The 18,520-nt window shown below is 71.9% G+C and carries 20 protein-coding genes; 11 read left to right on the top strand and 9 right to left on the bottom strand.

Going from position 1 to position 18,520, the window contains the following annotated elements; translation table 11 throughout:
• Positions 1–117: 117 nt before the first annotated feature.
• Genes ABD350_RS05165 through ABD350_RS05150 form a run of 4 tightly spaced genes read right to left on the bottom strand, consistent with a single transcriptional unit; the run spans position 118 to position 4,958 of the window.
• Positions 118–1,260 (bottom strand): XdhC family protein, encoded by a 1,143-nt coding sequence (locus ABD350_RS05165; RefSeq protein WP_344346536.1) that lies wholly within the window; start codon positions 1,258–1,260, stop codon positions 118–120.
• Positions 1,253–3,388, bottom strand: coding sequence for a xanthine dehydrogenase family protein molybdopterin-binding subunit (locus ABD350_RS05160; protein WP_344346535.1), 2,136 nt, complete (start codon positions 3,386–3,388; stop codon positions 1,253–1,255). The genes ABD350_RS05165 and ABD350_RS05160 overlap by 8 nt, the downstream gene beginning before the upstream one ends.
• Positions 3,385–4,377 carry an FAD binding domain-containing protein gene (locus ABD350_RS05155; RefSeq protein WP_344346534.1) on the bottom strand — a complete coding sequence of 331 codons (993 nt, stop codon included), beginning with the start codon at positions 4,375–4,377 and terminating at the stop codon, positions 3,385–3,387. The genes ABD350_RS05160 and ABD350_RS05155 overlap by 4 nt, the downstream gene beginning before the upstream one ends.
• A complete protein-coding gene (locus ABD350_RS05150; RefSeq protein WP_344346533.1) occupies positions 4,374–4,958 on the bottom strand; it encodes a (2Fe-2S)-binding protein in 585 nt (194 codons plus the stop codon). Before ABD350_RS05150 ends, ABD350_RS05155 begins: the two co-directional genes overlap by 4 nt.
• A gap of 269 nt (positions 4,959–5,227) precedes the next feature.
• Between ABD350_RS05150 and ABD350_RS05145 the strand changes: the two genes are divergently transcribed.
• The 7 genes from ABD350_RS05145 to ABD350_RS05115 all read left to right on the top strand — a co-directional run bounded on the left by ABD350_RS05145 (position 5,228) and on the right by ABD350_RS05115 (position 11,633).
• The gene (locus ABD350_RS05145; protein WP_344346531.1) at positions 5,228–5,806 is read left to right on the top strand and encodes a TetR/AcrR family transcriptional regulator; all 579 of its coding nucleotides are present in this window, start codon (positions 5,228–5,230) and stop codon (positions 5,804–5,806) included.
• 358 nt (positions 5,807–6,164) lie between these two features.
• Positions 6,165–6,680, top strand: a complete 516-nt coding sequence (locus tag ABD350_RS05140) for a lytic polysaccharide monooxygenase auxiliary activity family 9 protein (RefSeq protein WP_344346530.1) — start codon at positions 6,165–6,167, stop codon at positions 6,678–6,680.
• 509 nt (positions 6,681–7,189) lie between these two features.
• Positions 7,190–7,963 carry a calcium-binding protein gene (locus ABD350_RS05135; protein ID WP_344346529.1) on the top strand — a complete coding sequence of 258 codons (774 nt, stop codon included), beginning with the start codon at positions 7,190–7,192 and terminating at the stop codon, positions 7,961–7,963.
• A 509-nt stretch (positions 7,964–8,472) separates the two neighbouring features.
• Complete coding sequence (locus tag ABD350_RS05130; RefSeq protein WP_344346528.1) at positions 8,473–8,961, top strand: sortase; 489 nt, start codon at positions 8,473–8,475, stop codon at positions 8,959–8,961.
• Between the two features lie 198 nt (positions 8,962–9,159).
• The gene (locus ABD350_RS05125) at positions 9,160–9,837 is read left to right on the top strand and encodes a class F sortase (RefSeq protein ID WP_344346527.1); all 678 of its coding nucleotides are present in this window, start codon (positions 9,160–9,162) and stop codon (positions 9,835–9,837) included.
• A gap of 177 nt (positions 9,838–10,014) precedes the next feature.
• Positions 10,015–10,659: an HD domain-containing protein gene (locus tag ABD350_RS05120; RefSeq protein WP_344346526.1), complete on the top strand. Its 645-nt coding sequence runs from the start codon at positions 10,015–10,017 to the stop codon at positions 10,657–10,659.
• A 23-nt stretch (positions 10,660–10,682) separates the two neighbouring features.
• Positions 10,683–11,633, top strand: coding sequence for a GlxA family transcriptional regulator (locus ABD350_RS05115; RefSeq protein ID WP_344346601.1), 951 nt, complete (start codon positions 10,683–10,685; stop codon positions 11,631–11,633).
• Positions 11,634–11,853: 220 nt separating this feature from the next.
• Here ABD350_RS05115 and ABD350_RS05110 read toward each other — a convergent pair whose 3' ends face one another.
• Positions 11,854–12,432: a TetR/AcrR family transcriptional regulator gene (locus ABD350_RS05110; protein WP_344346525.1), complete on the bottom strand. Its 579-nt coding sequence runs from the start codon at positions 12,430–12,432 to the stop codon at positions 11,854–11,856.
• A gap of 89 nt (positions 12,433–12,521) precedes the next feature.
• On the opposite strand from ABD350_RS05110, the gene ABD350_RS05105 reads away from it, so the two are divergent.
• Positions 12,522–12,968, top strand: coding sequence for an anthrone oxygenase family protein (locus tag ABD350_RS05105; protein WP_344346523.1), 447 nt, complete (start codon positions 12,522–12,524; stop codon positions 12,966–12,968).
• An 80-nt stretch (positions 12,969–13,048) separates the two neighbouring features.
• On the opposite strand, the gene ABD350_RS05100 is transcribed toward ABD350_RS05105, so the two are convergent.
• A complete protein-coding gene (locus ABD350_RS05100; protein WP_344346521.1) occupies positions 13,049–14,098 on the bottom strand; it encodes a hypothetical protein in 1,050 nt (349 codons plus the stop codon).
• 195 nt (positions 14,099–14,293) lie between these two features.
• Between ABD350_RS05100 and ABD350_RS05095 the strand changes: the two genes are divergently transcribed.
• A complete protein-coding gene (locus tag ABD350_RS05095; protein ID WP_344346520.1) occupies positions 14,294–15,097 on the top strand; it encodes a maleylpyruvate isomerase family mycothiol-dependent enzyme in 804 nt (267 codons plus the stop codon).
• A 34-nt stretch (positions 15,098–15,131) separates the two neighbouring features.
• On the opposite strand, the gene ABD350_RS05090 is transcribed toward ABD350_RS05095, so the two are convergent.
• Positions 15,132–15,800: a class I SAM-dependent methyltransferase gene (locus ABD350_RS05090; protein ID WP_344346519.1), complete on the bottom strand. Its 669-nt coding sequence runs from the start codon at positions 15,798–15,800 to the stop codon at positions 15,132–15,134.
• Between the two features lie 190 nt (positions 15,801–15,990).
• Here ABD350_RS05090 and ABD350_RS05085 point away from each other — a divergent pair, with 190 nt between their 5' ends.
• Positions 15,991–16,443, top strand: a complete 453-nt coding sequence (locus tag ABD350_RS05085) for a phospholipase (protein ID WP_344346518.1) — start codon at positions 15,991–15,993, stop codon at positions 16,441–16,443.
• 60 nt (positions 16,444–16,503) lie between these two features.
• Here ABD350_RS05085 and ABD350_RS05080 read toward each other — a convergent pair whose 3' ends face one another.
• Entirely contained in the window at positions 16,504–16,728 is a 225-nt protein-coding gene (locus tag ABD350_RS05080) for a hypothetical protein (protein ID WP_344346517.1), read from the bottom strand.
• Positions 16,729–16,965: 237 nt separating this feature from the next.
• Here ABD350_RS05080 and ABD350_RS05075 point away from each other — a divergent pair, with 237 nt between their 5' ends.
• Entirely contained in the window at positions 16,966–17,358 is a 393-nt protein-coding gene (locus tag ABD350_RS05075) for an SgcJ/EcaC family oxidoreductase (RefSeq protein ID WP_344346516.1), read from the top strand.
• A gap of 90 nt (positions 17,359–17,448) precedes the next feature.
• Here ABD350_RS05075 and ABD350_RS05070 read toward each other — a convergent pair whose 3' ends face one another.
• Positions 17,449–18,186: a hypothetical protein gene (locus ABD350_RS05070; protein ID WP_344346515.1), complete on the bottom strand. Its 738-nt coding sequence runs from the start codon at positions 18,184–18,186 to the stop codon at positions 17,449–17,451.
• Between the last annotated feature and the right edge of the window lie 334 nt (positions 18,187–18,520).

The following is an 18,520-nucleotide window of genomic DNA, read 5'->3' as shown; positions in this document are numbered from 1 at the left end:
TGCGCCGGCACGCCCCGCGGTGACCGGGACCGACCACACCGCCCCCGGGCATCGGCCCTTGCCGAACCGGTACGGCAGCGGTTGGTCCCGTAAGCGGCCGCGTCGCGCCCTGGGCCGTCAGGCGACCGCCGACCTCCTTCCCTCCCCCACCTCGTGGTGGATCGGCGTGCTGGAACCGGTCAGGGGGACGCCCGTTCCGCCCCGCCGGGTGGCGACGATCTCCGCGACGATCGAGAGGGCGGTCTCCTCCGGTGTGCGGGCGCCGAGGTCGAGGCCGATCGGTGAGCGCAGCCGGGCGAGTTCGCGTTCGGTCACGCCTTCCGCCCGCAGCCGCCGGTTGCGGTCCTCGTGGGTACGGCGTGATCCCATCGCGCCGACGAAAGCGGCCGGCATCCGCAGGGCCGCCTTCAACAGGGGAACGTCGAACTTGGCGTCGTGGGTGAGCACGCACAGGACGGTACGGGCGTCGGTGGCGGTGCGCCGCAGGTAGCGGTGCGGCCAGTCGACCACGACCTCGTCGGCGTCCGGGAAGCGGTCGCGGGTGGCGAACACGGGACGGGCGTCGCAGACGGTCACGTGGTAGCCGAGGAACTTCCCGGCCCGGGCCAGCGCCGACGCGAAGTCGACCGCGCCGAAGACGATCATGCGAGGGGGTGGCACGTTCGACTCGACCAGCAGGGTCAGTCCGCCGGGGCAGTGCGAGCCGTCCGCCGACAGCTCCACGGTGCCGGTGCGGCCCGCCTCCAGCATGGCCCGGGCCTCGGCCGTCGCCGTCCGGTCCAGGTCCGGGTGGCCGCCGAGACCGCCCTCGGACATGCCGTCGGAGCGGACCGACAGGATCTGTCCGAGGAGTTCGGCGGGGCCGCGGACGACCCGGGCGAGGGCCGCCGGTTCGCCTCGGGCGGCGGCGGACAGCGCCGGGCGCAGGACCGTCCGCGCGGGGGCTTGCGCCCCGATCGGCGTGATCAGCACGTCGATCGTTCCGCCGCAGGTCAGCCCCACGGCGAAGGCGTCCTCGTCGCTGTAGCCGAACCGTTCGAGGACACTCTCCCCGGTCCGCAGCGCGGCACCGCACAGGTCGTACACCGCGCCCTCGACGCAGCCGCCGGAGACCGAGCCGATGGCGGTGCCCTCGCGGTCGACGGCGAGGGCGGCGCCGGCTTCGCGCGGTGCGCTGCCGCTCACGGCCACCACGGTGGCGACGGCGAACTCCCGGCCCTCCTCGATCCATGGGAGCAGTTCCCCGGCCAGGTCAAGCATCCGGCGCCCCCGCGACGGCTGTCAGGACGCGGTCCGGCCGGATGGGCAGGCTGCGGTGGCGTACGCCGGTGGCGTGCCAGACCGCGTTGGCGATGGCGGCCGCGGCGCCGACGATGCCGATCTCGCCGATGCCCTTGATCCCGACCGGGTCGTCGGGGTCCGTGTCGTCGATCCAGTCGGCCTCGATGCGGGGTACGTCGGCGTGGGTGGCCACGTGGTAGCCCGCGAGGTCGGCGCCGACGACGCCGCCGAAGGCGTGGTCCCGGGCCGCCTCCTCGTGCAGGGCCATGGAGATGCCCCAGATCATGCCGCCCAGGAGCTGGTTGCGGGCGGTGAGCGGGTTGACGATCCGGCCCGCCGCGAAGATGCCGAGCATGCGTCGCACCCGCACCTCGCCGGTGGTGACGTCCACGGCGACCTCGGCGAACTGGGCGCCGTAGGAGTGTCGTTCGGCGGGTCCGAGGGCTTGGAGGGCCTCGGTGGTGTCCGATCGCACCGTGAGGCCCTGTGCGGGCAGGTCGGTGCCGAGGGCCAGTCGTTCGCGCAGTTCACCGGCCGCCGCCTTGACGGCCCAGGACCAGGAGCGGGTGCCCATGGAGCCGCCGGCGATCATCGCGGGGCCGAAGTCGCTGTCGCCGATGCGCACCCGGATGCGTTCCGGGGACACCTGGAGTGCGTCGGCGGCGACCAGGCCGAGTGCGGTACGGGCCCCGGTGCCGATGTCGGCCGCGGAGATCCGGACGGTGAAGGTGCCGTCCGGATGCGCGGTCGCGGTCGCGGTCGACGGGGCGGCCCCGGCCGGGAAGGAGGCCGCCGCCGTGCCGGTGCCGAGCAGCCAGCGCCCCTCCCGGCGCACTCCGGGGCGGCTGTCGCGGTCCGCCCAGCCGAACCTGCGGGCGCCCTCCCGGAAGCAGGCGGCCAGGTTGCGTCCCGCGAACGGCAGACCCGACACCGGGCCGCTTTCCGGTTCGTTGCGCAGACGCAGGTCGATCGGGTCGATTCCGCATTTGTCGGCGAGTTCGTCGAGCGCCGCCTCCAGCGCGAACGATCCGGGAGCTTCGCCCGGGGCCCGCATCCACGTCGGGGACGGCACGTCGAGCGGCACGACGTGATTGGCGGTGTGGTGGGCGTCGGCGTCGTACATCACCCGTGCCACCCCGGCGCTCGGTTCGACGAACTCGTGCACGGTGGAGGTGCGGCTGACGGAGCGGTGCTCCAGGGCGCGCAGCCGGCCGTCGGCGTCGGCGCCGAGCCGGACGCGCTGGACGGTGGGGCTGCGGTGGCCGGCCAGCGCGAACATCTGACGCCGGGTCAGGACGACCCGTACGGGCCGTTGCAGGATGGTCGCCGCCATCACGGCGGCCACCTGGTGGGCCCGGACCCCCTTGCTGCCGAAGCCGCCGCCGACGTGTTCGGAGCGTACGCGCACGGAGGCCGCATCGAGCGAGAAGAGGTGCTGGAGTTCGCCGGCGACCCAGGTGACGCCCTGGTTGGAGTCGGTCAGCTCCAGCCGTCCGTCGTCCCAGCGGGCGGTCGCCGCATGGGGTTCCATCGGGTTGTGGTGTTCTTCGGGAGTGGTGTATTCGGCGTCGACGACGAAGGCCGAGGAGGCCAGCCGGGCCTCCAGGTCGCCCTTCTCCGTCACCGCGGGCATATGGCCGTCCACCGGGCGGGCTTCCGGGCGATCTCCCGAGAACTCGGTGTCGTGCGGCTCTTGTTCGTAGTGCACGACGAGTGCTTCGGCGGCCTCCCTCGCCTGCTCGGAGCTCTCCGCGACGACCAGCGCCACCGGCCAGCCCAGGTGCGGCACCCGGTCGTGCTGGAAGACGGCGCAGGTCGGGTCGGGCCTGCCGAGCATGCCGGTGTAGTCGGTGTTCACGTGCGGGGCGTTGCGATGGTCCAGCACGGCGAGGACGCCCGGCATGGCGAGGACGGGTTCGGTGTCGAGGGCGCGGATACGGCCGCGGGCGATCGTGGACAGCACCAGCCAGCCGTGGGCGAGGCCGGCGAAGGGCACTTCCGCCGCGTAGCGGGCCGCTCCGGTGACCTTGTCCCGTCCCTCGACGCGGGTGTGGCCGGTGCCGACGGACGGTGCCTGTGCGGAACTTGTGGTGGTGACGGTGCTCATCGGGCCGCCTCCTTCGCGAGTTCGGTCAGGACGGCCACCGTGAGGTTGCGGATCAGGTCCACCTTGTAGCCGTTGCGGGGCAGCGGGCGGGCCGCCGCCAGCTCGGCGTCCGCCGCCGCGGCGTAGGTCTCGGGCCCCGCCGGCGCACCGGTCAGGACCCGTTCGGCGGCCAGCGCCCGCCACGGCCGGGAGGCGACGGCTCCGAAGGCCAGGCGCGCGTCCCTGACGATGCCGTCGCGGATGTCGAGCGCGGCGGCGAGGGAGCCGATGGCGAAGGCGTAGGAGGCGCGCTCGCGCACCTTGCGGTAGCGGGAGTTGGCGGCGACCGGGGCCGGCGGCAGCGTGACGCCGGTGATCAGCGCGCCCGCCGGCAGGGCGGTCTCGCGGTGCGGGGTGTCCCCGACGGGCAGGTAGAAGTCGGCGAGCGGCAACTGCCCCGGTCCGTCGGCTGTTTGGTAGTGGACCACGGCGTCGAAGGCGGTCAGCGCCACGGCCATGTCCGAGGCGTGTACGGCCACGCAGTGGTCGGAGGCGCCCAGGATCGCGTGGTTGCGGTGTTCGCCTTCGACGGCGGGGCAACCGCTGCCGGGGACGCGCTTGTTGCAGGGCCGGCTGATGTCGGTGAAGTAGCCGCAGCGGGTGCGCTGGAGCAGGTTTCCGCCGACCGTGGCCATGTTGCGCAGCTGGCCCGACGCGCCGGCCAGCACGGCTTGGGCGAGCGCCGGGTAGCGGCGCCGGACCTCGGGGTGGGCGGCCAGGTCGCCGTTGGTGACGGTGGCGCCGATGCGCAGTCCGCCCTCGGTCGTCTCCTCGATCCGGTCGAGCGGCAGTTCACGGATGTCGATGAGCCGTGCGGGACGCTCGACACCCGATTTCATCAGGTCCACGAGGTTGGTGCCGCCGCCGAGGAAGCGGGTGTCCGGGTCGGCGTCGAGCAGTGCCACGGCGCCGGCGACGTCGTGTGCCCGCTGATAGTCGAACTCCCTCATACCGCGGCCTCCCTCGCCCCGTCCGTCACGGCGTCCTCGCGTCCCTCGTGCGGGTGCGCCTCCGCCGCGCGGGCGACCGCCTCGACGATCGCGACGTAGGCGCCGCAGCGGCACAGGTTTCCGCTCATTCGTTCCCTGATCTCGTCGGCGGTCAGGGGCGGCGGCCCCGCTTGCGGGCGGACGTCCTCGGTGACGGCGCTCGGCCAGCCCGCCGCGTGTTCCTCGATCATCCCGATCGCCGAACAGATCTGCCCCGGCGTGCAGTAGCCGCACTGGAAGCCGTCGAGATCGAGGAAGGCCTGCTGCACGGGGTGCAGCCGCTCGCCGTCGGCCACGCCTTCGATCGTGGTGATCTCCCGGCCCTCGGCCGCCACGGCCAGTTGCAGGCAGGCCACGGTCCGGCGCCCGTCCAGCAGGACCGTACAGGCGCCGCACTGCCCCTGGTCGCAGCCCTTCTTGGTGCCGGTCAGGTCGAGCCGCTCGCGCAGTGCGTCGAGCAGGGTGGTGCGGTGGTCGACGGGCAGTGTGCGTTTCTCGCCGTTGATCTTCAAAGTGATGACACTGGACGTCGATGAGGCCATGCGCTGCTTCTTTCGCAAATCAGGACAGACGGGTGGGCCGGCGGCCGGATACCGGGCGGCGGGTGGAACGCGTCGTACGGGCCTGCGCCCGAGGAGGGCGAAGCGAAGGTGCTGGGTACTGAGGGCCGAACAGTGCGGCCGGCGACTGCCACGGGCTCGCGGCCGCCGCTATGGTGGACGCGACCGGACAACTGTCCGCTACCCGGAAACCTAACGGACAGTTGTCCGCTTAGCAAGGGCGAGGTTTGGCCACGCCTTGAGGAGGACGCGTGCCTCAGCAGAAGGACGCACCCCGGCGCTCCGACGCCCAGCGCAACCGCGAGCGCATCCTGGTGGTGGCACTCGCCGAGCTGTCGCGGTGCGCGGACGCCCCGCTGAGCGCGATCGCCAAGAAGGCCGGCGTCGGACAGGGCACCTTCTACCGCAACTTCCCCAACCGTGAATCCCTCGTCCTGGAGATCTACCGCCACGAGATGCAGCAGGTCGCCGACAGCGCCCGGCACCTGCTGGACACCCGCGCCCCCGACGAGGCCCTGCGCGCCTGGATGGACCGGCTGTCCGAGTTCGCCATGACCAAGGCCGGACTGGCCGACGCCATCCGGCAGGTGACCGGCGCACCGGGCGGCCCCGCGAAGCCGCCTCCGACGCCCGTGACCCATGCGGCGGAACTGCTGCTCCGCGCCAACGAGGAAGCCGGCACCATTCGGCCCGGCCTCAGCGCGGACGACTTCTTCCTCGCCATAGCCGGCCTGTGGCAGCTCGACCCGGACGACGACTGGCGATCACGCGCCACCCGGCTCCTCGACCTGGTCATGGACGGACTGCGCACGAGGGCTCGCCACCCGTGAAGCGCCGCCCTGCCGCGCCGCGGGGAGCAGCCCCGGCCCGCCGCCTCACAGGAAGGCCACCGGCAGCTTCCCCGGCCGGCGCCGGCCTCCCGTCCCGGCCTGGCAGTCGAGCCATCCCCCGTACCATCCCGGGAGCCTGACGCCCCGGCAGCACACGCCCCGGGACCCTGGAGTGCGACCTGCCGGCCGGAGCGGACATCGGCACGATCGTGTCCGAGTACTAGTTTGGTCTAGACCAAGCAGGGTACGCTTCCCTCACTGCACCTGGCCGTCCCCACGGTCATGGAGCCGTTGCTTGACATGCTCATGTTCGCCTGCCTTCGGGTCGGCGGGCACGAACCCCCACACAGGAGTCGTCATGAAGAGCAAGAAGATGCTGGCCGCCGCGATCGGCGCGGGGATCGCCCCGCTCCTGGCCGTGAGCCTCCCGGCCGGCAGCGCGAGCGCGCACGGCTACATATCCTCGCCCCCCAGCCGACAGGCCCAGTGTGCCGCCGGCCTGGTCTCCTGCGGTTCCATCAAGTACGAGCCGCAGAGCGTGGAGGGCCCCAAGGGCCTGATGAGCTGCAGCGGAGGGAACGCCGCCTTCGCCGAGCTCGACAACGACAGCAAGGGGTGGAGGGTCACCCCGGTCAGCCGGACGACCAGCTTCAGCTGGCGGCTGACGGCACGGCACGCCACCAGCACCTGGCAGTACTACGCGGGTGGCCGGAAGATCGCGGAGTTCAACGACGGTGGCGCCCGGCCGGGTGAGACCGTCACCCACCAGGTGAACTTCGGCACGCTGACCGGCAAGCAGAAGGTGCTGGCCGTGTGGAACATCGCCGACACCGCCAACGCGTTCTACGCCTGCGTCGACGTGAACGTGAGCTGACGCGCTGCGGCACCGGCCGGCCCTGCCGGGACCAACCGGTCCTGTCGGGGCCGGTCGGCCTGTCGGGGCCGGTCGGTTCGTCCGGCCCGATAGGTCTGTGGTCTGTACGGGCCGGTCGGCGCGTCCCGGTGCCCGACGGCCGGGAGCCTTCAGGCGGGCGCGCGCGTGCGGGCGCGTGCGAAAGGGGGCTGGTACGGCAAGTACGGCTCTACGGCGGTGAAGAGAGTCGGCAGGCGAAGCCCCACACCCCTCCGGGTGCTCGGCCCGGAGGAAACCCGGGACTGCGAGGCCCCCGCCGCACCGCCCCGCGACCGCGGCCCGCCGAGGCCACCGCGGTACCGGTCGGCATGCCCGGCGAGCGGTTCCCCGCCGGGACCGGTGTCGCCCCCGGCCCTGGCCCCGCCCCGCCCCCGGCGGCCGCCCCCTCAGGAAGCCGACCTGCCCGCTCACCCCATCGAGATCCCGCTCGCCCCGTCGAGATCCCGCTCGCCCTATCCAGATGAGGTCCCATGAACCGGCAACGCACCGCCACCCGCGCGGTCGTCACGACCCTGCTCGCCACCGGCCTCGCCGCCGCCCCGGCAGTGGCCGCCTCCGCCGCCACCCAGGCGAAGGCCCGTGTCGGCGCCGACTGGGCGGCACAGTCGATCGTCTTCACCGCCGCCGCGGAACAGGCCAACGACCTCCATGTGTTCCCCATGGATCTCGGCACCGGGGTCCGCCGGATCGGCTTCCGCGACGCGGTCCCGCTCGAACCCGGCGACCACTGCGCGTACCTCGAACCCGGGGACCAGACCTTCGTCGTCTGCGAACTGCCCACCGGCAGCCCCCGGCCGGACAGGATCGACATCGTCCTCGGCGACCGCGACGACACGATCGTCACCAGTGACCCCGCGGTCGCCACCGTCCGCGGCGGTCCCGGCGACGACGAACTGCATGCCCACACGGCGCACACGGTGCGGGGCGACTCGGGGAACGACATGGTCATGGGACGCGCGGTCCTGGACGGCGGCGACGGGATGGACCATCTGATGGGCGACGACAGCGACCAGCGTCTGTGGGGTGGCCGGGGCGACGACATGATCGAGGCGTACGGCGGTGCGGACGTCGTGCACGCCGGCCCGGGCGACGACCACGCCATGGGCGGGGACGGCCCCGACGTCGTCCTCGGTGGCCCCGGCGACGACACACTGGACGGCGAGGGCGGCGACGACCTGGTCGGCGGCGGCCCCGGGAAGGACACCGTGGAAGGCGGCCCGGGCCGCGATGTCGTCCTCCGGTAGGCACGCCCCTTCGGCCCCGACCGGGATGCTCCGGCGAGGACGCAACCGCACGGAACCGGGCCGGCCGCGCCCTGCCTGAATCGCCTTCTACGGCTGGGCGCGGCCCACCCGATCACCCGCGCTCATCCGACGGCGGAGGAGGGGGGATGAACGCCGGGCACGGTCCAGGTCCCTCCCCCGCATACGTGTGCCTGCGTACGGGTGATGACGGCCGGCGCGCGGGAAGGCCCGGCCGCTCCCGTACGGCGGCCCGAGGCGCCCCGCGCCGTGCGAGGCCACACGGCCGGCGTTCACCGTTATGGGGACGGGGCGGCGGGTGACGCGTAACGCCGTGCTGCACGGCGGTGACCTGCGCGTACCGATCAGGCGGGAGCGCCGTCGCACCTGAACGAGTGACACATGTGGTGAGGCGTCAGGTTGCGGGACTGACGGTCTGTCGGTTGCCTCGTGAGCGGAACACAGCAGAGGCACCGCGCAGACAGGCCGGCGCTGTCCGTTGGAGGATTCACATGCGTTACACACACATGGGTGCGGGTATCGGCCTGCTCCTCGGTGCCCTGGCACTGCAGATCCCGGCCGCTGCCGCCGCCGATGACTCGGATATCCGTATCGAACCGTGGAATGCCTATCCGGGTTCCACGGTCACGGTCAGTACGAGTGCCTGCGACCCCGACGCGGACTACGGCAAGGGCATGTCGGAGGCGGGCGGGGATTTCCACCTCTTCGCAGGTGACGAGGAGGGCGTACTCACCGGTCAATTCCAGATCCCGGAAGGCACCGAACCCGGCAGCGACACCGTCACCCTGAAGTGTCCGCCGCTGACCAAGGTCACGGATACGTACCAGATCACCGGCCGCCCTCCCAAGGGCTCGGTCGACGCCGGCTTCGGTCCGGCCGACGACTCGGACAGGGGACTCGCCCTGGGGGGTGGACTGCTCCTCACGGCCGCCGCCGGTGTGGTCTGGTTGTGCCGCCGCCCGGAAGACAACCGCATCTGACCCGCCCGAAGCCGCCGGCCCGGCGCATCCACCGAGGTCGGCGGCCGGGCTCCGGAAACCGAATGGACCCGGTGGGGAAACCGGATGGTCCCGTGGCGAGGCCCGCCCACCACCAAGCCCACACCACACCCGCTACACCGCACCCGTCACACCCCACCCGGCGCACCGCACCCGCCGTGAAGCAAAGGCTCGACCGCGATGGCACCCGGACACCGGCCCCGCCTTACCAAAGACCGGCTCATCCCCGCAGTGGTCCCGCTCGGCTGGGCGATGGCGGCAGGCGCGGTGCTGCTGATCAGCGGGGTACACGACGAGGAGCCACCGCGGCCCTCGGCGGCCCAGGCCTTGCCGGCCGCCGCGGCCCCCTCTTTCCCGACGGTCCGTCCGCTGCCGCCCGCGGAGCCGGTCCGGCTCCGGATCGCCGCCATCGACGTGGACGCCCCGATGACACGAGTGGGTCTCGACGAGGCAGGGGCGCTGCGCACTCCCCCACCCGACGAGCCCGGCCTCGCCGGCTGGTACGGCGACGGCATCGCTCCCGGTTCGGCGGGCACCGCCGTCGCCGCCGGGCACGTGGACACACCCGCCGGCGAGCCCGGTGTCTTCCACGACCTCGGCTCCCTGACCGAGGGCGCCACCATCGAGGTCGACAGGGAGGACCGACGGACAGCGGTGTTCACCGTCCGCGCCGTCGAGCTCTACGACAAGGAGCAGTTCCCCAGTGACAAGGTCTACGGCGGTTCCCGACGGCCCGAGCTCCGACTGATCACTTGCGGCGGCGATTACACCGAGGGCACCGGCTACCTGGGCAACGTAGTGGTCTACGCGACGCTGACCGCGGTGACGCAGACCCGCGAAGCGGACGCTTCCCGGTAGTGCTGCCAGGGGGTGGCGGGGCCGCCGCCCGGCGCCCCGGACGGACCCGTCGCCGCACCGGTGTCCGGATCCGTGGGATACCTGTCCGTCCGGACATGGTGCCGGCCCGGCCGCGCGGACGACACTGAGGTCACAGCGCGAACCCGCGCGTACACATGGCAGACATGGGGTGGGAAGATGACCGACGCAACGCTGGTCGCCGGAGTCGGCGTGCCGGACACGAAGCTTGCCCGGGAGGCGACCGAGCTGGTGCGGGACGAGACGAGCGAGCTGATCTACCACCACTCACGCAGGGTCTACCTGTTCGGTGCTCTCCAGGGCCGTCGGCGCGACCTCGCATTCGACCCGGAGCTCCTCTACATCGGCGCCATGTTCCACGATCTCGGCCTCGGCCGGCGCTTCCACGACAGTGGCCGGCGCTTCGAGGTCGACGGCGCGGAGGCGGCCCGCCGGTTCCTGCGGGAACACCAAGTGCCCGAGGACGGCGTTCGCCGCGTGTGGACGGCGATCGCCCTGCACACCACGCCCGGCATCCCGGAGTTCATGGAACCCGAGGTCGCGCTCGTGACCGCCGGGGTGGAGTACGACGTGCTGGGCATCGGCTACGGCGACATCGCCCCCGCCGACCGTGCGGCCGTCCTCGCCCTGCATCCCCGCCCCGACTTCAAGCGGCGGATCCTGGAGGCCTTCACCCAAGGCATCCGCCCCAAGCCCGAGACGACCTTCGGGAACATCAAAGCCGATGTCCTGGAGCACTACGTGCCCGGATTCGAGCGCGGCGACTTCGTGCGGACCGTCCTCGACTCGCCGTGGCCGGAGTGAACGACCGGCGGCCGCGGCAGCTCGTGGCGATCCTTGCCTTCCCCGGCGTCCAGTTGCTGGACGTGGCCGGACCCGCCGAGGTCTTCACCACGGCGAACGCCTACGGGGCCCGGTACGACGTGCGGATCGTCTCCGCCGCTCCCGGGCCGGTGCCCACCTCCGCCCCCGTCCGGCTGGACTCCGGCACCGGCCGGGACGACCTGCCGGACCGGCTGGGCACCCTGCTGGTGCCGGGACGCCGGGAGTGGCGCGAAGCCGTCGCCGACCCGGCCCTGGTGGACGTGACGAAGGACCTGGCCGGCCGTGCCCGTCGCGTGGCCTCGGTGTGCGCCGGTGCCTTCATGCTCGCCGAAGCCGGGCTGCTCGACGGACGGCGGGCCGCCACACACTGGCGACTTGCCCCCGAACTGGCGCTCCGCTACCCCCGTGTCACCGTGGAGAGGGACGCCTTGTTCGTCCGCGACGGCCATGTGATCACCTCGGCCGGAGTGACGGCCGGCATCGACCTCGCCCTCGCGCTGGTCGAGCAGGACCACGGTCCCGACGTGGCAAGGGAGGTCGCACGGGAACTCGTGGTCTTCATGGCGCGCCCGGGTGGGCAGTCGCAGTTCAGCGCGCGGCTGACCCTGCGGGAGTCCACGCATCCGGTCGTCCGCCAGGTCATGGACCTCATCGGCGCCGATCCCGGCACGGACCTCGACCCGGCCACACTGGCGCGGGGCGCCGGGGTGAGCGTACGCCACCTCAACCGGCTGTTCCGGGCCCACGTCGGAACGACGGTCGGACGCTACACCGAGGCGATTCGCCTCGAAGCGGCACAGGCTCTGCTGGAGTCGGGCACCGAGTCCGTGGACACCGTCGCGGCACGCGCGGGTTTCGGCTCCGCCGAGGCGATGCGCCGGGCCTTCCAGAACGCGCTGGGCATCTCACCGACTGTCTACCGGTCCCGCTTCCGCACAACGGTCCCCGGGTGAGACCGGCACCCCCCAAGGCAGGCCGGCGTCACCGTGTGAACGAACCGACGGCCGGACCTCCCCCGGCCCCGGCCGCCCGGGACAACCACCCGACGGCACTTCTGACTCCGGCACGGCCATCCGGGCTTCGATAGGGGAGTCGGGCTAGTGACCGGCGGCGCTGCCGTGGGCCGGCGGTCGGCCCGGAAGGCTCTCGGTCGTCCGCCCCTCCGGACGTGCGTCAGACCACGGCGAGCCGGCCCACGAGCAGCTCCAGCCTCCGCTCGGCGTCCTCCGGGGGCAGCCGGCCCGCCCGGGTCAGGGTCGCCAGCCCGTGCAGGGATGCCCAGAACACCTCGGTGAAAAGCCCCGGGTGGACGCCGTCCCCGGCGACCTCGCCCAGGCTCTCCAGCAGGGCGGCGAAGGCGTCCTTGAGGGGTTCCGGGGTGTCCTCCTGTGCGTACGCCAGGCCGCCGTCGAGCTGGAACAGGGCGTCGTAGACCGCCGGGTTGCGCTCGGCGAAGTCGAGATAGGCGCGGGCCAGGGCGGTCACCCGGGCACGGGGGCCGTCCACGGCGGAGGCCGCGGCCCGCACCGCCGCGGCCAGCTCGGCGGCGCCCTGGAGGGCGACGGCGCCGATGATCTCGCGTTTGCCGCGGAAGTGGCTGTAGAGGACGGGCTGGCTGTACTCGATGCGCTCGGCGAGCCGACGGGTGGTGACCGCGTCCCAGCCCTGCTGCTCGGCGAGTTCGCGGGCCGTCGCCACGATGAGGCGCTCTCGGGCCGCCCGTTCGCGCTCTTTGCGTTCCTGTACCGACATGACCGGATCCTAGCACTGCTAGACAATCGAGCGAGAGCAAGGCTAGCGTTGCCCCATCAGCTAGCGGCGCTAGATCCCAGGGGGATCACATGCTCAACGCACTCGAAATCCTCACCACCGTGGTCGTCGGCGTGATGGTGGGGGTGGAGTTCTCCGTCGCCTTCTTCGTCAACCCGATCCTCGACGGCCTCCCCGGCGACAACGGCCTGCGTGCCCGCACCCACGGCGCCCGGCTGCTCGGCGCCGTGATGCCGTTCTGGTACATCGGCTCGCTCGTCCTCGGCACGGTCTGGGCCGTCGCCGGACGGCACCACCACGGCGCCGGCCTCGTCGTCACCGCCGCCGCGCTGCTGTCCCTCAGCGTGATCATGTCGATCCTGTTGCTCGTCCCGATCAACAACCGCATCAAGACCTGGACCGCCGACGGCCTGCCCGCCGACTGGAAACAGCAGATGAACCGCTGGGACCGCCTTCACCACGTCCGCGTCGCCGTCATCATCGCCGCCTTCGCCCTGCTGGTCGCCGCCCTCACCTGAGCCCGCGGGCCGAGATCCCGCAGGTGGTGCCCGCTCCCGTCCGGCGGGCGGGAGCGGGCACCATCGCAGGGAGCCCTGTCTCAACCGTCGGTTCCCTGACGTCCTACGTGCCGTCGCGTCCGGTGCAGAAAGGCGGCGCGGCCTTCCCCGGCGCGGTCGGCCGAGCACAGGGACCACAGGCTGCGCAGGCTGTCCACCAGTACCTGCGCGGGACGCGAACCGGGAGGGTACGCCTGGCGCGCGGTGGTCCACTCCACCAGCATGCGGCCTGCCAACCGGGCCGTGGCGGGAGAAGTGACGGGAAAGCGGCGGCTGTGTCCTTCCGTCGCCATGTAGCACATGGCGTCCATGGACTCCCGCACCTGTTCCCGCAGGCTGATCAGATCGTCGTCCGTCACGGCCAGCAAGGTGTCGAGCCGCTCGGGACCGGATGTTTCGCCGCGGTCCGCGAGTTGCTCGCTGTGGCACACGGCTGCGAGCAGCCACGCCGCGCGCGACCGTTCGGGCGGCCCGGCGAACGCCATGGCGGCGCGCAGATCCGCCATGAACACGGTGTCGTGTGCCGGCAAGGCGGGCGCGTTCAGCCAGATCAGAACACCGCGGACGCGTTCGTCGAGCTCGGCGCGCGAGGCCTTCGCCAGATCACGGCGGCGCCGGAGGTTGTCCCGCATCTGCCCCACGGCCGTCTCGTACTCCGCCATGTCGAGCGCGGCCGCGGCCTCGGCCCAGTTGTACTCGGGCGCGACTTCGTCCCGGAGATCCGCCGGAATCCGCCTCAGCTCCGCGTCCTGTCGGTCGCGTGTCCTGGTGTACTGCGGGAAGTAGGCCTTGGCCAGGGCGATGCGGAGGAAATCCGGCGGTACCGGGACCCCGTTGAAGAACGCCAGGAGCGCGAGTTCCTCGTTCGTTCTGCACAACGGGGCCCAGGTCAGGAGGCCCACCACGAGGCAGGCCGTCTCCGGTGTGTAGACCTTGACGTCGCCGATGCGCAGCAGAGTGTCCGGCCCTGGGCGGGGGATCAGCCCGGCTGTCCGCCACCGTTCCAGCCGGTAGGGACTCAACCGCAGTCCACGTCCTGCCGCGATCCGGATCAAGTGCCGGTCGGCCGCGCTGGGTTCGGTTCTCACCATGGGGCCAACCTACGGAAGAGGGTTCGCCGTTTTCCGTGGGCGAGCGCGGGGTGAGGACGCGGGCGGGCACCCCGGCACGGCAACCCGGGCCGGGCGGCACCGGACCGGGTGCGCGGGCGGCCCGCCCCGCGGGCTTGCCACGTCGGCTGCGAAAAACACTGTCCGGTTGCCGGAACTCGGTGATAGACACCCTGAATGCACAAGACTCTGGAGTTCCCCGATCTGCTGCGGCTGATCGACGAGCGGTCGACCGCCTTCGGCGCCGCGGTCGCCTCCGCGCCCAGCCTCGACGCGCAGGTGCCGACCTGCCCCGAGTGGACGCTTTTCGATCTGGTGCGGCATCTGGGTGAGGGGCGCCGGAAGTGGGCCGCCATCGTCGCCGCGGGGCCCGCCGACGCTCCCCCGGCCCCCTCCGCATGGGCGGCCCCGTCGGCGCCTCGGGAGCGCGAGGCCCTGCTGGACTGGTGGGCCGCGTCGGTACGGCTGCTCCTGGACGCCTTGTGGGAGTCCGGCCCGGATCGCGACTGCTGGACGTGGTGGAACACCTCGCAGTCCCCGCAGACCGCCGGTGCCGCCGCTCGGCACCAGCTCCAGGAGGTCGCGCTGCACACCTACGACGCCCAGATCACCGCGGGTGCCCCGCGGCCGCTGCCGGACGAGGTGGCACTCGACGGTGTCGAGGAGTTCCTGTCCACCTGTTGTGCGACGACGAGCGCCTGGCCGCACGAGCCCGCCGCCGTCGACTATCACGCCGCCGAGGGCCGTTCCTGGCGTCTCGTGCTCTCCGCCGACGGCGCACGGGCCGCCCGCCTGCCCGAACCCGGCACAGCGCCCGCCACCGCGGCCGGCGAGGATCCGTACCCGGCCGGCGCCTCGCTCCGGGGCACGGCCGGTGAGCTGGTGCTGGCCCTGTACGGCCGTGTTCCGGTGGACTCCCTGAAGGCCGAGGGCGACCGGCGTCTCTTCGACCAGCTCCTGGCCTGGGACCCGGACGAGTAGGTCTCCGGACCCAACAGAGGGCGGTGACTGGTCGTCAGCCGGGGCGCTTGGCCATGACGACCACGCCCGGGCCGCCGTACTCCTCGTCGGGGAGGCGGAGTTCGGCGACCAGGGTCAGGCCGGCCCGCTCGATCAGGTCGACGAGTTGCTCCGGCTGCCACTTGTGTGTCGTCCAGCGAACGGGTACGCCCCCGTAGGCCTCGGTACGCACCACGTCCTCGTCGCCGACGTGTGTCGCGGTGATGAAGTGCCCGCCCGGCCTCAACGCGCGCGCGAACAGGGCGAGTACCTGCGGCAGGACATCACGGGGGAGGTTGAACAACGACCACCACCCGAGCACACCGCCAAGGGACGCCTCGGCGAGGTCGAGGTCGGTGGCGGAGGCGACACGGAAGCGGCATCGCGGATGAAGCCGGCGGGCGTTCTCGATCATGCGCGGAGAGAGATCCACCCCCGACACGTCGAGTCCGCGCTCGGCCAGGTAGGCGGTCACCGTTCCGGGGCCGCAGCCGACGTCGAGGACAGGCCCCAGTTCGCTCACGGTGTCGGCGAAGGCGTCGATCGACGCCTTGAGCCACGGATGGCGACGGATGTCGCCGACTCCCGTCGTCACCACCATGTGGGCGTAGTTGTCGGACACCCGGTCATAGGACTCGCGTATCACGTCGAGATCGGCCGGGCGGTCAGTCGGGTGTGCGCGCATCGACCAACGCTACCGGGGCGGCTTGGGGCGCCGTACAGGGTTTCCCGGGCGGGTCGTGGCCGACCATGCGAATTCAGCCAAGATTCAGTGGTTCAGGTCAACTCCGTTGCCTGTCCTTAGTGTTGAGGCGTCAAATAATTTGTCATGTACCTGCGGTCCAGGGTGGGCCGCAGCCCCATGGAGGTGTGGGATGCACCGAAGACTGTCCGTCGGCCTGTCCGCCTCGGCCCTCGCCGTGATCACCACCATCGGCGGCGCCACCGCCGCCGACGCGGCTCCGGCCGACAAGCCCCAGGTCCTCGCGAGCTGGACCCAGACCAGCGCGTCGAGTTACAACCTCTGGGTGGCCGCCCGGGCCAACCAGGCCGCCTGGTCCGCGTACGGGTTCGACTGGTCGACCGATTACTGCTCCTCCTCGCCGGACAACCCGTTCGGCTTCCCCTTCGCCACGTCCTGCGCCCGCCACGACTTCGGCTACCGCAACTACAAGGCCGCCGGCACCTTCAGCACCAACAAGGCACGGCTCGACAGCGCCCTCTACGAGGACCTCAAGCGCGTCTGCGTCAACTACTCCGGCGCCACGAAGACCGCGTGCGACAGCACGGCATGGACCTACTACCAGGCGGTCAAGGCGCTCGGCTGAGCCGTAGGAAAGGACGCCGGCACCGGGAGCGGCCAGAGGAGGGCCGTTCGACGTGGGGCGTCAGACGGCGGCTCCGGGCCGCGCCGGGCCGGGCCCGGCCGGCGAAGACGCTCGACGGGGCACCTCCGCCCGCAGCCCGGTCAGCACCACGGCCGTGGGCGCCGTCGAGGTCACGACGATCCGGACGGTGTGCCCGGCGGCCGCGGCGGCCGCCACGACACCGGCGGCCCGGGCCGGCGCCTGCCCGGGATCCCACAGCAGCGCGGCGCTCGCGACCGCGGCCACCGCCCCGCCGGTCCCGCCCCACACCAGGACGCGGCGCCGCCTGTCGGCTCTCGGCGTGTGTCCCCCGTTCCACCCGGATCCGCCGGCGACTCGGCTCGACGCGCTCCGCGCCGGATGCGTGGCGTGGGTCGCATGACAGTCAACAGGCCCTCAGGGTGGGCAAGTTACGGCGGGATGGCCAGGAGCATCACCCAGCCCCTTGACCTCAAGGCCACTTGAGGTATCAGAGTGATCGGCATGACCAACGCACCCACGGACATCGAAGCCATCGAACAGGTCGTGGCCACCGTCGAGCGCACCCAGCGCGCCAAGGACGTGGAGGGTTTCCTCGCGCTGTTCCATCCCCATGCCCTCTGGACGACCGCGCACGGCAAGGTCCTCATCGGCCTCGACGCCATCGCCGAGTTCACCCGCACCGTGCTGCCCGCCGCGAGCTGGGACGGTGAGGTCACCTACGAGGCGGTGCACACGCAGTTCCTGCGGCCCGACGTGGCGGCCGTCAAGGTCCGCCAGATCTACCACTCGGCGGAGGGCGACACGGAAGGCGCTCCGCTCTACGTCATGACCAAGCAGGAGGACGGGAGGTGGCTGCTGCACGCGTGCCAGAACACCGAAGTACGGAGCGGTTGAGGACTCGCCTGAACAACCTGCTGCCCGATCGGCACCACGCCGTTCACGACCGGCTCATCCCCCGCGCGGCGGATCCGGGCCACCGTCGATTCAGGACACCGACTTGTCGGCCTTGGTGCCGTCGACGACCTTTCCGGCCGGCGGCGGTGTCGCCTTGACCGGCTTGTCGTAGTCCGAGAACACGACGGTGCCCGGGCTCTTGCCGCCCGCCTGGTCCAGCTTGAGAATGTACGGCTTTCCCTCGGTCGCGACGTACATGGTGATGGTTTCGCCGCTCCCCTTCTTTTTCCTCAGCGCGATCGCCTCCCGGCCGTCCACCGTGGTGACGTCGCCCTTCGTCATTCCCTTGCGCTCGGACTTGTCGCTGTCCAGGTCGGCGAGGAAGCCCTGCTTGTCGCACAGTCCCGTCGTACGGGAATCACCGACCGGCACCTTCACCCACCGGCCGCTCAGCGCCTCAGCCTGCTTGTCTCCGCCTGCCGAGTCCTGTGCGGCACCGGCCCAGAACTTCTTGTCGCCTTTGACGTAGGTCGTCTGGCCGGTGTGGATGACGTCGGCCGAACCCCTTTCCATCGCCAGCCTGCCCTTGCAATTCTTCTGGGTGTCGACGTGGAAGTCGACCGTCAGAGGATGCCCTTGCGTGGACATCTTCCCCGCCATGCGCAGCGACGTGGCGTCCCGGGTGGCGGTCACCGCCTTCGCGGCCACCTGGTCCGCGCTCTGCCCCTCGAACGGCTGGTCCGACGATCCCTCATCGGAGCAGCCCGCGATACCTATGGCGGTCATCGCGCAGATGACGGACGCGGTGAACGTACGACTCACAGACATACAGAGCCCTTCCAGGTTCGGCTGCCCTTTTCGGTCGGTCGGCCGCCGCTCTCCTGTCCCGGTGACGGCCGCCGTGGAACCCCGGTTTCCCCGGGATACTGGAATAGTCGCTTCCTCTTCCAGACCCTCGAACTCCGAGAAGCCGACGACGTATTCCGGACTTCCGCCGCGACCACTCCTCCGCGAGAAGCGGATCCGCCGGTTCCGGCCACCCGTGACACGGAAGGCTTGCGGGAGCGTACGGCGGGCAACCGGATAGCCCAGGGACCGCCGGACAGGACGACGGCTGGGCGAAGACGGAACCGAGGAGGTCGGTGATGGCCTGGTGGGGCTG

Source organism: Streptomyces nogalater, from assembly GCF_039532885.1.
GTDB lineage: Bacteria > Actinomycetota > Actinomycetes > Streptomycetales > Streptomycetaceae > Streptomyces > Streptomyces nogalater.
The sequence above is the reverse complement of the archived record's forward strand: the minus strand, read 5'-3'. Positions and strand labels throughout refer to the sequence as shown.